Origin of the sequence: Microbispora sp. H11081, assembly GCF_012999535.1 — a bacterium.
Lineage (GTDB): Bacteria > Actinomycetota > Actinomycetes > Streptosporangiales > Streptosporangiaceae > Microbispora.
In genome coordinates this window covers 226,933-240,392 of the sequence record NZ_JABBWV010000007.1, presented here as the reverse complement: position 1 = coordinate 240,392, position 13,460 = coordinate 226,933, and the positions used below count along the sequence as shown (strand labels likewise).

Below are 13,460 nucleotides of genomic sequence, written 5' to 3'. Positions count from 1 at the left end.
CGGGTGCTAGAGCGTCTTGAGATAGTCGAGCTGGGCCGCCACCGACATCTCCGCGGCAGGCCACAGCGACCGGTCCACCTCGGCGTAGACCATCTCGACGATCTCACGCGCGTCCCTGGCGCCCCGCCGGATCGCCTCGCGGATCTGCTCCAGCCGCTCCCGCCGATGGGCGATGTACGCGTCGAGCACTCCTGAGGGGTCCGGCAGCACGGGCCCGTGGCCGGGCAGCAGCGCCGCCGCCTCCAGCATCTCGGCCCCCCGCCGCAGCCGGTCGAGACTGCGCAGGTAGTCGCCGAGGTTCCCGTCCGGGGCGATCACGGTCGTGCCCCTCCCGAGCACGGTGTCGCCGGTGAGCATCGCCCGGTCGCCGGGCAGCCAGAAGCACAGCGAGTCGAACGAGTGCCCCGGCGTGCCCACGACCCGCACCTCCACGTCGTCCGCGGTGACGACGTCGCCGTCGACCAGTCCCTCCTCGCCCAGGCGGTGCCGGGGGTCGAGCGCCCGCACCGGCGCGCCGAGCAGCCGCGCGAGAGCCCCCGCGCCCCCGCTGTGGTCGGAGTGACCATGCGTCAGCAGGAGGGCGGTCACCCGGCGGCCGCCCACCCGTTCGGCGACCCGCCGCAGGTGGGCCTCGTCGTCCGGGCCCGGATCGACGACCAGCACGGTCCGCTCCCCGCCGACGATCCACGTGTTGGTGCCGTCGAGGGTCATCGGCGACGGATTGGGCGCCAGCACGTTCACGGCGCTCGCCGTGCCCGCGCCGTCGAGTCTCCCGGAGCCGTCCGGCCCCTCCACGGGGATGCGCAGGCCGCTCATTCGACCGTCTCTCCTGTGCCGGGGAACGTCAGCATCATCCGCCCGTCCACCTCGGCGGGCGCCGGCTGGACTGTCGTGATCGACCGGGGGCAGGCGAGCACGTCGCCTGCCGACTCGAACGTCGCCATCTCGGCCAGCGTCCGCATGGTGGGCGGCAGCATGTGCGCCGTACCCGCCCGCGCGGCGGCCAGCGCGTCCCGCGGCCGCATCCAGGCGACCCCCGCTGCCTCCCCGCCGACGTCACGCGTACGCTGCCCCGGCGGCAGGGCCGCCACGAAGAAGCGGGTGTCGAAGCGCCGGGGCTCCATGACCGGCGTGATCCAGTGCGCCCACGCCTTGAGCAGGTCGGATCTGAGCACGAGACCCCGCCGGTCGAGGAACTCGGCGAACGACATCGTGCGCGCGATCAGCGCGAGGCGGTCGGCCTCCCAGTCGGGCCCTGTCGTGTCCGTCACCACCGCGTCCCGGCCGGGCCCGGCCAGGAGCACGCCCGACTCCTCGAACGTCTCGCGTACGGCGGCGCAGACGAGGCCCCGGGCCGTGCTCTCGTCGGCCCGGAAGACCTCGCCCCACTCGGCGGGCGAAGGCCCCGCCCAGGACACGGCGTGGTCGGCGTCCCGCGGGTCGACCGACCCCCCGGGAAACACGTAGGCGCCCGCGGCGAAGGCCATCGTCGTCGTGCGCCTGAGGAGGTAGACCTCCAGAGGATCGTCACGCAGCAGCACCACCGTGGCCGCGTCCCTTGGGGGGACGGGGGCCAGGCGGCCGGCGAGGATCTCCCGCGCCCGCTCGCCGGCCTCGCCGGGCAGCGGAAAGCTCATGAGACCCTCCAGAACAAGTTTCGGTTCAACCGGCCCCATGCTCCCCCACCGCTTCGCGACACCGCAAACCCCTGTTTCCCCGGGGGCCTGATCCGTCGTCAGCGGACCTCCGCGATGACCTCCACCTCGACCGGGGCGTCGAGCGGGAGCACCGCCACGCCGACCGCGCTCCTCGCGTGGCTGCCCGCCTCGCCCAGCACCTCGCCCAGCAGCTCACTGGCGCCGTTGACGACCTGCGGCTGACCGGTGAAGCCGGGAGCGCTCGCGACGAACCCGACCACCTTCACGATCCGCACGACCTGCGACAGGTCGCCCACCACGGACTTGATGGCCGCCAGCGCGTTGACGGCGCAGATGCGCGCCTGTTCCTTGGCCTCCTCGGCCGACACCTCCGCGCCGACCTTGCCGGTGACGCCCAGCTCACCCCGCACGAGCGGGAGCTGGCCCGAGGTGTAGACGTAGTCGCCCGTCCGCAGGGCGGGCACGTACGCGGCCAGCGGGGGCACGACCTCGGGCAGGACGATCCCGAGCTCGGTGAGCCGCTCCTCCGGGGTCGCCATCACTTGGCCCGCTTCATGTAGGCGACGAGCTGCTCCGGGTTGGGCCCCGGGATGACGGAGACGAGCTCCCACCCGTCCTCGCCCCAGTTGTCCAGGATCTGCTTCGTCGCGTGCGTGAGCAGCGGCACGGTCACGTATTCCCACTTGGTCATGGCCAAAGGCTATCGAGGCGGGGCCCGCCCTCCGCGCCCAGGAACGGGGTTCGGGAGAGAGCCCGTCGACGAACGATTACCCGATCCAAGTACAAGCCGTACCTCGGTGGCCCGATCGGGGACGACCCCCGCGTATCGGCAGGTAACCCTTGGGTAGCCTTCCTCACGAGAGCGAGTGGAGCAGGCACGCCCACGTGGAGGAGGCACGGTGAGTCAGCCGACCGGCGGTCGCGCCGGAACCAACGGGGAGGCCCGTGACACCGACTGGGACGGCGTGCGTCTGCACGTGGTGAGCGGCAAGGGCGGCACCGGGAAGACCACGGTGGCCGCCGCGCTCGCGCTGGCCCTCGCGGCGGGCGGGCGCAGGGTGCTGCTCGTCGAGGTCGAGGGACGGCAGGGCATCGCTCAGGCGTTCGACCTGCCGCCGCTGCCGTACGAGGAGCGCAAGATCGCCGTGGCGCCCGGCGGCGGGGACGTGTACGCGCTGGCCATCGACCCCGAAGAGGCGATGCTCGAATACCTGGAGATGTTCTACGGCATCAAGCGCGTGGGCAAGGCGCTGACCCGCATGGGAGTGGTCGACTTCGCCACGACCATCGCCCCCGGCCTGCGGGACGTCCTGGTCACCGGCAAGACCAGCGAGGCCGTACGGCGCCGCGACAAGCTGGGCCGCAGGGCGTACGACGCGGTCGTCATGGACGCGCCCCCGACCGGCCGGGTCGCCCGCTTCCTGAACGTGACCCAGGAGGTCGCGGGGCTGGCCAGGGTCGGGCCCATCAAGAACCACGCCGACCTCGTGCGGGGCGTCTTCGCCTCCCCGGAGACGGCGGTCCACTTCGTGACGCTCCTCGAGGAGATGCCCGTACAGGAGACGCTGGACGGCATCGAGGAGCTGCGCTCCACCGGCCTTCCCGTCGGCGGCGTGTTCGTCAACATGGTGCGCCCCGCCGTGCTGCCCGAGGGCGTGCTCCAGGCGGCCGGCGAGGGCCGGTTCGACTCCGCCGAGCTCGCGCTCGGACTCAAGGCGGCCGGGCTGACGGACGGCACGGCCGACGCCTCCGCGGTCGCCGAGGCGCTGGCCCGTGAGGTGACCGAGCACGCCCTGAGGACCGAGCTGGAGAAGCGGGAGCGCGCCGCGCTCGAGCAGGCGGACGTGCCGCGCTACGACCTGCCGCTGCTGCCCGACGGCGCCGACCTCGCCGGGCTCTACGAACTGGCCGACGCCCTGCGCGCCCAGTGTGTCGCGTGAACCGTGCGCGGCGTGACCTTCTGATCGAGTGCATCGAGTGAGAGGCTGAGCTGTGACCAGGACGGCGCCCGCGCTGGACATCGACGCGATCTTGGATGACCCGGACACCCGGATCATCGTGTGCTGCGGCTCGGGCGGTGTCGGCAAGACCACGACGGCCGCGGCCCTCGGGCTGCGCGCCGCCGAGCGGGGCCGCTCGGCGGTCGTCCTGACCGTCGACCCCGCCAGGCGGCTCGCCCAGGCGATGGGCCTGACCGAGCTGGACAACACCCCGAGGCGCGTCGACGGCGCCGGGGAGTCCGGCGGCGAACTGCACGCGATGATGCTCGACATGAAGCGGACCTTCGACGAGATCATCGAGGCCCACGCCGACCCCGAGCGGGCCCAGCAGATCCTGACGAACCCCTTCTACCAGTCGTTGTCTTCCAGCTTCTCGGGCACGCAGGAGTACATGGCCATGGAGAAGCTGGGCCAGCTCCGCCGCTCGGACGAGTGGGACCTGATCGTGGTGGACACCCCGCCGTCGCGGTCGGCGCTCGACTTCCTCGACGCTCCCGAGCGCCTCGGCCGGTTCCTCGACGGCAGGCTGATCCGCATCCTCACCGCACCGGCAAAGGCGGGCGGGCGCAGCGCGTTCAAGCTGCTCAACGCCGGGTTCGGGATGGTCGCGGGCATCCTGACCAAGGTGATCGGGGCTCAGGTGCTCAAGGACATCCAGATGTTCGTCACCGCGCTCGACGCCGTGTTCGGCGGCTTCCGCCAGCGGGCCGAGCAGACGTACCGGCTGCTCCAGGCCCCGGGCACGGCGTTCGTCGTCGTCGCCGCGCCGGAACGCGACGCGATGCGCGAGGCGTCCTACTTCGTGGAACGGCTCGCCGACGAGCGGATGCCGCTGGCCGGGCTCGTCGTCAACCGCGTGCACCGTCCGCTGGCGCCGTCGCTGTCGGCGGCGCGCAGCTCCGCCGCCGCCGAGGAGCTCGACGCCAGAGGCGAGCACGAACTGACCGCCGCCGTGCTACGGCTGCACGCCGGAAGGATGCAGCTCGCCGCCCGGGAGCGGCGCCAGCAGGACCACTTCACCTCGGCCCATCCGACGGTGCCCGTCGCACAGGTGCCCGCGATGCCCGAGGATGTGCACGATCTGGCGGGACTGCGCCAGATCGGGCAACTCCTCGCGTCCTGAAAGGCGTGTCTTCGGCGTCCCGCCACGCGGGACGCCGCGTCTGGCTCAGCCGGCGATCAACTCGTTCGTCCGCTCGTACTCCTCCTTGGCGGATTCCAGCAGGTCCCGCCAGGACTCCACGTCCGGCCTGCGCCTGAGCAGCGCACGCCGTTCCCTCTCCGTCATCCCGCCCCACACCCCGAACTCGATGCGGTTGTCCAGCGCATCGGCGAGGCACTCGGTACGGACGGGGCATCCACGGCAGATGAGCTTCGCCCGATTCTGGGCTGCGCCTTGCACGAAGAGTGCGTCAGGATCCGCACCTCGGCAGGCGGCACGGGAGGTCCAATCCGTGATCCACATGTTCGACCCCACTCCCCTTAGGTGGTCAGTCGTTCGGCCGACGGGCGCGGGCGTCGGGCCTCCTGGTTGCAGTAGCCGCAGAGGAGAAAGTACGCAAGGAAACGATCGAACCGACATACCCCGGGGGGACCAAATTCGTGCATGGTCATGTCAGGCCATGTGGCCGGGAATGACTAGTCCCCCCCTCGTAGGGGTAATGCGGATCCGTGAGGTCGATGCAGGAAGAGCCGCCAAACGGACGTACCCTTGGTTCCGTGCAAGCTCACGGCAAATCTCTGGCATCCCGGACAGGTGCTGCCCTGCGTCTTGTCGGCGCCTCGGGCGTCGCTGGAGTGCTGGCGGCGGCGATTGCACTACCCGCCGTCGGCGGAGCCGGTGTGACGGTCAAGTCGAGCATCGAGACCCTGAGTCTCAAGCCGGCGGACCTCGACGAACCGCCGCTGCCCGAGAAGACGGTCCTGCTCGACGCCGACGGCAAGCAGATCGCCCAGTTCTACTTCGAGAACCGGGAATCGGTCTCGATGGACCGCATCGCGCCGATCATGCGCAAGGCTATCGTAGCGATCGAGGACTTCCGCTTTTACGAGCACGGCCCGCTAGACGTCGAGGGCACCACCCGCGCGCTCGTCAAGAACCTCACGACAGGCGGGGTGACCCAGGGCGGCTCGTCCATCACGCAGCAGTACGTGAAGCAGGTCCTGTACAACAAGGCGGAGACCGACGAGGAGAAGGCCGCCGCCGTCGCGCCGACCGTCGGCCGCAAGCTCAACGAGATCCGCTACGCGATGTCGATGGAGCAGAAGTACAGCAAGGACGAGATCCTCAACCGGTATCTCAACATCGCCTACTTCGGCGCCAGCGCGTACGGCATCGAGGCGGCGTCCAAGCGGTTCTTCGGCAAGCACGCCTCGGAGCTGACCCTGGCCGAGGCCGCGACGCTCGCCGGAGCCGTCCAGGACCCGAACGCCACCGACCCCAACCGGGGCAAGACGTTCCGGGACCGGCTGGTGGCCCGGCGCAACGTGGTGCTCGACCGCATGCAGCAGCTGAACATCATCACCGTGGCCGAGCGCGACGCGGCCAAGAAGAAGAAGCTGGGGTGGAAGGACAAGGAGATCCCCGGCGGCTGCGAGGAGAGCGACTACCCGTACTTCTGCCTGTACGTGCGCAACGAGATCCTCAACGACCCGCAGTTCGGCAAGACCAAGAAGGCCCGGCAGGACTTCCTGGCCCGCGGCGGCCTGACGATCCGCACCACGCTGGATCGGAAGATGCAGAAGGCCGCCGACACGGCGATCAAGAAGTACGTCCACCCGTCCGACAAGCCGGTCGCCTCCGAGGCTCTGGTCGAACCGGGCACGGGTGCCATCCGAGCGATGGCCGCCAGCCGGAAGTTCGGCACCAGCAAGAAGAAGAACGAGATGTCGATCAACGTCGTGGCCGACGCGCAGCACGGCGGCGGCGCGGGCTTCCAGGCGGGGTCGACCTTCAAGGTGTTCACGCTGATCACCGCGTTGAAGAAGGGCTGGAAGTTCAACGACGGCCTCAACAGCGGCGCGACCTTCCAGGCCAGCGGTCCCTCGGCCTTCAAGGACTGCGAGGGCAACCTGGTCGGCGACCCCCGGGTGACCCAGCACAACTCCGAGGGCGGCAACGGCGGGTTCCTGACCCTGCAGACCGGCACCTGGAAGTCGGTGAACACCTTCTTCATGGAGCTCGAGCGGCGGGTCGGCCTCTGCGACGTCGTCAAGACCGCCAAGGACCTCGGCATCAAGCGGGCCGACGGCTCGAAGCTGCGCGAGTTCCAGACGTTCACCCTTGGCTTCAACGAGATGGACCCGGTGACCGTGGCCAGCGCCTACGCGGGCATCGCGGCGCGCGGTAAGTACTGCAAGCCCATGGCGATCACCGAGATCACCGACCGCTACAACAAGGTGACCACGTTCAAGCCGTCCTGCAAGCAGGCCATCGAGGCCGAGATCGCGGACGCCGCCACCGGCATCCTGTCGGGCGTGTTCACCAAGGGCACCATGTCAGGTGTCGGCGGCATCGGCAGGGACGCCGCCGGCAAGACCGGTACCGGTGACGAGTCCCGCACCGTATGGTTCGCCGGGTTCACGCCCGACCTCGCGGGCGCGGTCAGCCTCGGTGACCCGCGCGGCCCGATGCGCTATCCGCTCCCCGGACAGGTGATGGCCGGCCGGTCGTACGGCTCGGTCTTCGGCGCCACCGTCCCCGGCCCGATCTGGAAGGCCACCTTCATCGCGGCGCTCAAGGGCGTCGATCCCACGCCGTTCGTGAAGCCGGACATGTCGAGGTTCGGTGGCTGCGCCCACCAGTGCGCGCCCCCGCCGAAGCCGAAGACCGACCGGGGCGGCGACGGTCGTGACGGTGGCCCCGGCGGCGACGGTCCCGGTGACGGACGCGGCGGCGGCCGCGGTCCCGGTGGCGGCCCTGGCGGCGGTCCCGGCGGCGGCGACTCGCCGTTCGACCCGTTCAACTGATCCGGCTGATCTCGCACGATGGGCCGCTCCCCGTTACGGGGAGCGGCCCATCGTCGTCTCCGCCCCAGGCCGTTATCAGGACCGGTTACGCGGACCGCTATGGGGGCCGTTACGCGGACAGACGGGCGCGTACGGCCTGGGCGACGCGGCCACCCTCGGCACGGCCCGCGACCTTCGGGTTCAGGACCTTCATGACCTGACCCATGGCCTTGGGACCCTCCGCGCCGCTCTCGGCGATCGCCTCGTCGACGAGCGTGTTGAGCTCGTCGTCGCTCAACTGGGCGGGAAGGTACTCCTCCAGGACCGCCTGCTCGTCCAACTCGGCCTGGGCCTGCTCGGCCCGCCCGGCGCCCGCGAACGCCTCGGAGGCCTCCCGGCGCTTCTTGGCCTCGCGGGTCAGGATCTTGATCACCTCGTCGTCGGAGAGCTGGCGTGCCTCCTTGCCCGCGACCTCCTCGACGTTGACGGCGGCCAGCGCCATCCGGATCGTCCGGACCCTTACCTCGTCACGGGCCTTCATCGACACCGCGAGATCGGCCTTCAGCTTGTCCTTCAACGCACTCATGCGTCCATCTTGCCGTGCCCGGGCTCCGATCTTCGCCAGGTTATGCGGGAGGCGGGCCGTACGTCGGGCATCATGGCTGTGTGAGGAAAGCAGCCGCGGTTCCCCTGTCCATCCTCGGTCTCGGCGTGGCCGGCGCCGCTTACGCCTCCGTGGTCGAACGGAACTGGTTCCGGCTGCGGCGCTTCGACGTGCCCGTCCTGACACCGGGCCAGCGCCCGGTGCGGATCCTGCAGATCTCCGACCTGCACCTCACGCCCCGCCGCCGGCGGCTGATCGAGTGGGTGCGGTCGCTCTCCTCGCTCAACCCCGACCTCGTCGTCAACACCGGCGACACGCTGGCCCACCCCGACGCCGTCGAGTCGTACATGTACGCCGTGGAGCCGCTGCTCGACCGGCCTGGCCTGTTCGTCTACGGCTCCAACGACCTCTACGCCCCCCGGCCGAAGAACCCGGCCCGCTACCTGTGGCGCACCTCCAAGGGAGACTCGCGGCAGAACGTACCGAACCTGCCGTGGGACGAGCTGGGCGCCGCGATGCGGGAGGCCGGCTGGCTCGACATGAACAACGCCGCCGCCCGCCTCAAGGTGGCCGACCTCGACGTCCACGTGGGCGGCATCCACGACTCCCACATCGACCGGGACCGGTACGACGAGATCGCCGGCCAGGCGCCCGCCGACGCCGACCTGCGGCTCGGCGTCATGCACTCCCCCGAGCCGCGCAACATGTCGCGGTTCGCCGAGGACGGATATCAGCTGCTGCTGGCCGGGCACACCCATGGCGGGCAGCTGTGCATCCCCTTCTACGGCGCCCTGGTGACCAACTGCGGCATCGACCGCGCCCGCGTCAAGGGGCTCAGCAGGCACGAGAGCGCCTGGCTGCACGTCTCCGCCGGCCTCGGCACCTCGCCGTACGCGCCCGCGCGCTTCGCCTGCCCGCCCGAGGCGACCCTGCTGACGCTCGTTCCCCGCCGCCCCGTCGTGCCGGATGGCACAAGCGGCCGCAAAGTCCGCTAGACTTGCCGAGGCGCAGGACGAAAAGTCCGAGCGACCGGGGTGTAGCGCAGCTTGGCAGCGCGCTTCGTTCGGGACGAAGAGGCCGTGGGTTCAAATCCCGCCACCCCGACCATGTAGTACCAGCTGAGAGGCCGGTTCCGAAGATCGGAACCGGCCTTCTGCGTTGCTGAGTGACCACGAGCCCCTCGGTGGTTCAGGCTGTCCACGTTCGTCCAGATCCCCCCGCCCGCACCGGGTGAGCTGACCCCAGTCGCGGTATTCACTTCGGGGACATGGCATTCGCCGGACGAGAAGCCGTGCGATCACATGATGCGATCCGTACCTTGAGGAAGCAGGACGAGCGGCAAGGGGGCATGATGAGCGAGAGCCAGCCAGATCACCCGATCTTCCCGCCTGTCCGGAAGAAGACCTCGATCGAGGAGTTGATCAGGGCTAAGCAAGCGCGTCCGATCCGTTCTGTTGACGAGCTCGCTGCCGAGACCTTCGAAAGCGATGAGGTATTGGACGAGTTCCTGGCCTTCACCTATGCCGAGCGCCACGCCGACATCGCCTGACCCACCCGATTACCACGCCCCCTGTCGTCCTGGACACTGACGCCTCCTCACTGATCCACAAGCGCCGACTGCCGGAGACCTTGGCCGCCAAGTTGGTGGGAGCCGTTCCGGTGATCACATTCGTTACTCTCGCCGAGCTGACGAAGTGGATGGAAGTCCGCGACTGGGGCACACGGAGCCGCGGCGCTCTTGCGGAATGGCTCGTCGGCGTCCCCGTCCCTGCCCGGCGATGAAGACGTCGCTGTTACCTGGGGCAAGCTCTCCGCCGCCGGGATGAAACGCGGTCGCGCACGCCCGATGAATGACATGTGGATCGCCGCCTGTTGCCTGACACACGGTCTGCCGCTTGCCACGCTGAACGTAAAGGATTTCGAAGACTTCAAGGTCCATCACGGCCTCATGCTGATCACCCCGTGAATTCTTCATCGAACCATTCATGAACCTTCCGGCTTACCCGACCCTTCCCGATGGTCCCCATGCCAGGGTTCGGGACGAAGAGGCCGTGGGTTCAAATCCCGCCACCCCGACCATGTAGTGGCAGGTCAAGGGCCTGATAGCAGTAGGCGGCGATCAGGCCCTTGTCGTTCGTTAGCGTGGCGTTAGTGGTTTGAACCCGATCACGTAGCCGTTAAGAACCTCAGGCAGCCCTGAAGGTCACCCGCCCGTGGCCCACTCACAACATGCGCCTTTCGTCTCGCACTGCCGCCCTGCGGGCTGCCGGCCAGGGGGTCATGGCCTCGTCAGCGGAATGAGCACCTCATCGACGATGGAGGCGATCTCGCCGGAGTCCACGCGACCGCCCTCCCATGTTTGGAAGAGGATCAGGCGTGGCCCGACTGAGACGACGCGCGGGGTGAGGCTGCCGGGTGCGGCTTCGCCGCGTTCGACCGCCTGGCGCAGGACGGACAGCAGTACTTCCTGGTGCGGGCGGACCACCAGCCGGTGGACCTGCTCGAACAGCTCGGGATGGCGGTGGCGGTGGGCGATGAGCGGGAGCAGCGCGCGGCCGCGCGGCTCGTCGAGCGCCCGTGCGAAGTGCTCGAGCAGGGCGATCAGGTCATCGCGCAGTGCGCCCGTGCCGGGCGGCGCCGGCGGGTCGCCGAAGCCGGTCGCGGGGTCGCTCAGCGCGGCGAGGACGAGTTCGGCCGGGGTGGACCAGCGCCGGTACAAGGCCGCTTTCCCGGTCCCGGCCGCGGAGGCGATCTTGTCGAACGTCAGCTCCTCGAAGCTGCTCCCGGCCAGTTCGCTCAGGACGGCCTGGAAGATCGCGGTGGTGAGGGCGTCTCCGCGGCGGCGGGTGGGACTCATGAGGACGGATATATCACGCACTTCGCCGTGCTAGCCTCCGATAGTGAACAAAATTGTTCCTTATTTGGGGTGGGTGGCCCATGTCCACTGACGGCAGGACAGCCGTGCGCAATGTGCGGGTCTTCGATGGCGAACGGCTCGGCGAGCCCCGCACCGTCGTCATCGACGGTGCGCTGATCGGCGACGATCCCGCCGGCGCGGAGGAGATCGACGCGGCGGGGGCGGCGCTGCTGCCCGGGCTGATCGACGCGCATGTCCACCTGCACGACCCCGGGAACCTGGCCGCCCTGGCCGCCTGGGGAGTGACGACCGGACTCGACATGGCCTGCTGGCCGGCCGAGCGGGTGGCCTCGCTGCGCGAGATCCAAGGAGCAGCCGACTTCCGTACAGCCGGACTGCCCGCGATCGGGCCGGGCGGCCACCACGCCCGCATGCCGGGAATGCCGCCGGAAGCCGTCATCCTGACCGCAGCCGATGCCCGGCGGCACGTCGAGGCGCGGGCGGCGGAAGGTGTCGACTACATCAAGGGCGTCGCCGAGGCCCCCGGCGAGGGCGGGCCGCCCGCGGACGCACTGCGTGCGCTGGTGGAGGCGGCACGCGAGTACGGGCTCAAAACGATCGTGCACGCCGCCACGGCGGGCGCCTACACGATGGCCGTGGAGTCGGGAGCGGAGTTCGTCACGCACACGCCGATCACCGGCGGGATCCGGGCGCACGACGTCGCCGCGATGAGGAGCGCCGGCCAGAGGTCCATCCCGACGATCACCATGATGGAGGCGTTGCTCACCGCCTTCATGACCTCCGGCCCGCCGCCTGGGCGGGCCGACCACCTGGGGGCGGTGCTGGGCGACGTCGGCCGTCTGCACCGGGCCGGTGTTGAGATCCTCGCCGGGACGGACGCGAACACCGAGCCGTCCGCGCCGCTGCCCGTGCCCCACGGCGAGAGCCTGCATCACGAGTTCGAGCTGATGGCGCGGGCCGGCATGACGCCGGTGGAGATCCTGCGCTCGGCGACCGTGCTGCCCGCCCGCGCCTTCGGCCTGGCCGACCGGGGCGCCGTCCGGCCGGGCATGCGGGCCGACCTGTTGCTGGTCAACGGCGACCCGACCCGGGACATCACGGCCACCCGCGACATCCGCGCCGTCTGGTGCGCGGGTCACCCCGTTACTCCGGCCACCGCTCGCGAACCCTGATACCCGGCCGCCGCCGGTGGGCCTCGGTGAAGAGAACACCGCTCACGGTGTGCGCTCCGCACCAGCCAGTGCGGCGGTGCCGGCCAGAGCCAAGGTCGCCTCGGGGGTGAGGGGGTGGAACGGGCCGCCCCGGACGTCCCGATATGCCCGTTCCAATAGGGAGGTCCGGAAGAAGGCGGCGCCTCCCACAGCGTCGAGGGCGAGGTCGACGATGGCCTTCGCCTCACACACGGCGTGCCGCTTGGCCACCATTAGCGTGATCAAGGTCGGCTCGTCCGCCGGCGGGTCGTCGCCGACCTCTTCGACAGCGGCGAGCAGCGCCCACCATGCCACCCGCAGGCGGGCGGCCATCTCCCCCAGCTGACGTACCGCCGCCGGAGCCGGGTCCCCCGCACGCGCGCCGAGGACACGGAGCGCCTCGGCGTACGCCCCCTGCGCGATGCCCAGATACACCGCGCCCGCGACGGGCGCGAAGTGAATGGCGGCGACCAGCAGCGGGCCCGAGAGCTTCCCGTACGGCCGGCGCCCGAGGATCTTGTCGGCTGGGACGAACACGTCCTCGAATATCAGGTCATGGCTGGCGGTGCCACGCATGCCGAGGGTGTCCCAGGTCTCGACCAGCGACACGCCGGGGCTGGACAGCGGCACTCCCGCGTGCAGCACCTCGGCGTCGGGTCCGGGTTCCCCGAGCACTGCCGAGGTGGAGATGACGGTGGCGACCGGCGCCTGCGAGCAGAAGGTCTTCCGTCCGGTGAACCGGAACCCGCCGTCGACCTCGACGGCCGTCGTCGTCGGACACACCCAGTCCGATCCACCGCTGGTAGCCATGATCAGTCCGTCGGAGGCGATTCGGCGCAGCGCGCCTTCGGCGTCCGGCGCGCCTCGACGGTGCCGCCAGCACTGGACCAGCGTCAGATAGAGGTGCATGGCGGAGGCCAGCGCGGCCGATCCGGCATGGCGGGCGAGCTCGCCCTCCGCCAGCACCACCTGGCGCAGTGCGGCACCCAGGCCGCCGAACTCCGTGGGTACGGCCAGCCTCAGGTAGCCGTGATCCCGCATCGCCTGGTAGCCCTCCGCGACGAAGGTCGCGTCCAGGTCGTGCCGCGCCTCGGTGGGGGCGCATTTCTGTCCTACTTCGGCGGCCAGTGCGACGACATCGGCATCGTGCAGGGGCTCGTTCATCGTCAGGGTCATGGCTCG

General features: G+C 70.2%; 15 protein-coding genes and 1 tRNA gene. 8 read left to right on the top strand and 8 right to left on the bottom strand.

Annotated elements, in window-relative coordinates:
* Nucleotides 1–6: 6 nt before the first annotated feature.
* From HHX31_RS20015 to HHX31_RS20000, 4 genes are all read right to left on the bottom strand, one after another.
* Nucleotides 7–816: an MBL fold metallo-hydrolase gene (locus HHX31_RS20015; RefSeq protein WP_169949819.1), complete on the bottom strand. Its 810-nt coding sequence runs from the start codon at nt 814–816 to the stop codon at nt 7–9.
* Nucleotides 813–1,637, bottom strand: a complete 825-nt coding sequence (locus tag HHX31_RS20010) for an NUDIX domain-containing protein (protein ID WP_169949818.1) — start codon at nt 1,635–1,637, stop codon at nt 813–815. Before HHX31_RS20010 ends, HHX31_RS20015 begins: the two co-directional genes overlap by 4 nt.
* 98 nt (nt 1,638–1,735) lie before the next feature.
* On the bottom strand, nt 1,736–2,197 hold the full coding sequence (locus HHX31_RS20005; RefSeq protein WP_169949817.1) for a RidA family protein: 462 nt from the start codon (nt 2,195–2,197) through the stop codon (nt 1,736–1,738).
* Nucleotides 2,197–2,349, bottom strand: a complete 153-nt coding sequence (locus tag HHX31_RS20000; RefSeq protein ID WP_143737071.1) for a DUF4177 domain-containing protein — start codon at nt 2,347–2,349, stop codon at nt 2,197–2,199. The genes HHX31_RS20005 and HHX31_RS20000 overlap by 1 nt, the downstream gene beginning before the upstream one ends.
* 208 nt (nt 2,350–2,557) lie before the next feature.
* Here HHX31_RS20000 and HHX31_RS19995 point away from each other — a divergent pair, with 208 nt between their 5' ends.
* Complete coding sequence (locus HHX31_RS19995) at nt 2,558–3,598, top strand: ArsA-related P-loop ATPase (RefSeq protein ID WP_311932099.1); 1,041 nt, start codon at nt 2,558–2,560, stop codon at nt 3,596–3,598.
* A gap of 52 nt (nt 3,599–3,650) precedes the next feature.
* Nucleotides 3,651–4,781: an ArsA family ATPase gene (locus HHX31_RS19990; RefSeq protein ID WP_169949816.1), complete on the top strand. Its 1,131-nt coding sequence runs from the start codon at nt 3,651–3,653 to the stop codon at nt 4,779–4,781.
* 45 nt (nt 4,782–4,826) lie between these two features.
* Here the strand turns inward: HHX31_RS19990 and HHX31_RS19985 are convergent, their stop codons facing one another.
* Complete coding sequence (locus tag HHX31_RS19985; protein WP_030506755.1) at nt 4,827–5,123, bottom strand: WhiB family transcriptional regulator; 297 nt, start codon at nt 5,121–5,123, stop codon at nt 4,827–4,829.
* A 377-nt stretch (nt 5,124–5,500) separates the two neighbouring features.
* On the opposite strand from HHX31_RS19985, the gene HHX31_RS19980 reads away from it, so the two are divergent.
* Nucleotides 5,501–7,627 carry a transglycosylase domain-containing protein gene (locus tag HHX31_RS19980; RefSeq protein ID WP_311932096.1) on the top strand — a complete coding sequence of 709 codons (2,127 nt, stop codon included), beginning with the start codon at nt 5,501–5,503 and terminating at the stop codon, nt 7,625–7,627.
* Between the two features lie 109 nt (nt 7,628–7,736).
* On the opposite strand, the gene HHX31_RS19975 is transcribed toward HHX31_RS19980, so the two are convergent.
* Nucleotides 7,737–8,192 (bottom strand): GatB/YqeY domain-containing protein, encoded by a 456-nt coding sequence (locus tag HHX31_RS19975; protein ID WP_169949815.1) that lies wholly within the window; start codon nt 8,190–8,192, stop codon nt 7,737–7,739.
* Nucleotides 8,193–8,272: 80 nt separating this feature from the next.
* On the opposite strand from HHX31_RS19975, the gene HHX31_RS19970 reads away from it, so the two are divergent.
* The 4 genes from HHX31_RS19970 to HHX31_RS33745 all read left to right on the top strand — a co-directional run bounded on the left by HHX31_RS19970 (nt 8,273) and on the right by HHX31_RS33745 (nt 10,176).
* Entirely contained in the window at nt 8,273–9,205 is a 933-nt protein-coding gene (locus tag HHX31_RS19970; RefSeq protein WP_169949814.1) for a metallophosphoesterase, read from the top strand.
* Between the two features lie 35 nt (nt 9,206–9,240).
* Nucleotides 9,241–9,317: transfer RNA gene (locus tag HHX31_RS19965), tRNA-Pro, on the top strand.
* A 160-nt stretch (nt 9,318–9,477) separates the two neighbouring features.
* Entirely contained in the window at nt 9,478–9,759 is a 282-nt protein-coding gene (locus HHX31_RS19960) for a hypothetical protein (RefSeq protein ID WP_211589997.1), read from the top strand.
* Nucleotides 9,760–9,948: 189 nt separating this feature from the next.
* Entirely contained in the window at nt 9,949–10,176 is a 228-nt protein-coding gene (locus HHX31_RS33745) for a hypothetical protein (protein WP_211589995.1), read from the top strand.
* Between the two features lie 312 nt (nt 10,177–10,488).
* Here HHX31_RS33745 and HHX31_RS19950 read toward each other — a convergent pair whose 3' ends face one another.
* Nucleotides 10,489–11,067, bottom strand: coding sequence for a TetR/AcrR family transcriptional regulator (locus tag HHX31_RS19950; RefSeq protein WP_169949813.1), 579 nt, complete (start codon nt 11,065–11,067; stop codon nt 10,489–10,491).
* Nucleotides 11,068–11,147: 80 nt separating this feature from the next.
* Between HHX31_RS19950 and HHX31_RS19945 the strand changes: the two genes are divergently transcribed.
* Nucleotides 11,148–12,260: an amidohydrolase family protein gene (locus tag HHX31_RS19945; RefSeq protein WP_169949812.1), complete on the top strand. Its 1,113-nt coding sequence runs from the start codon at nt 11,148–11,150 to the stop codon at nt 12,258–12,260.
* Nucleotides 12,261–12,302: 42 nt separating this feature from the next.
* Here HHX31_RS19945 and HHX31_RS19940 read toward each other — a convergent pair whose 3' ends face one another.
* Nucleotides 12,303–13,454 (bottom strand): acyl-CoA dehydrogenase family protein, encoded by a 1,152-nt coding sequence (locus HHX31_RS19940; RefSeq protein WP_169949811.1) that lies wholly within the window; start codon nt 13,452–13,454, stop codon nt 12,303–12,305.
* Between the last annotated feature and the right edge of the window lie 6 nt (nt 13,455–13,460).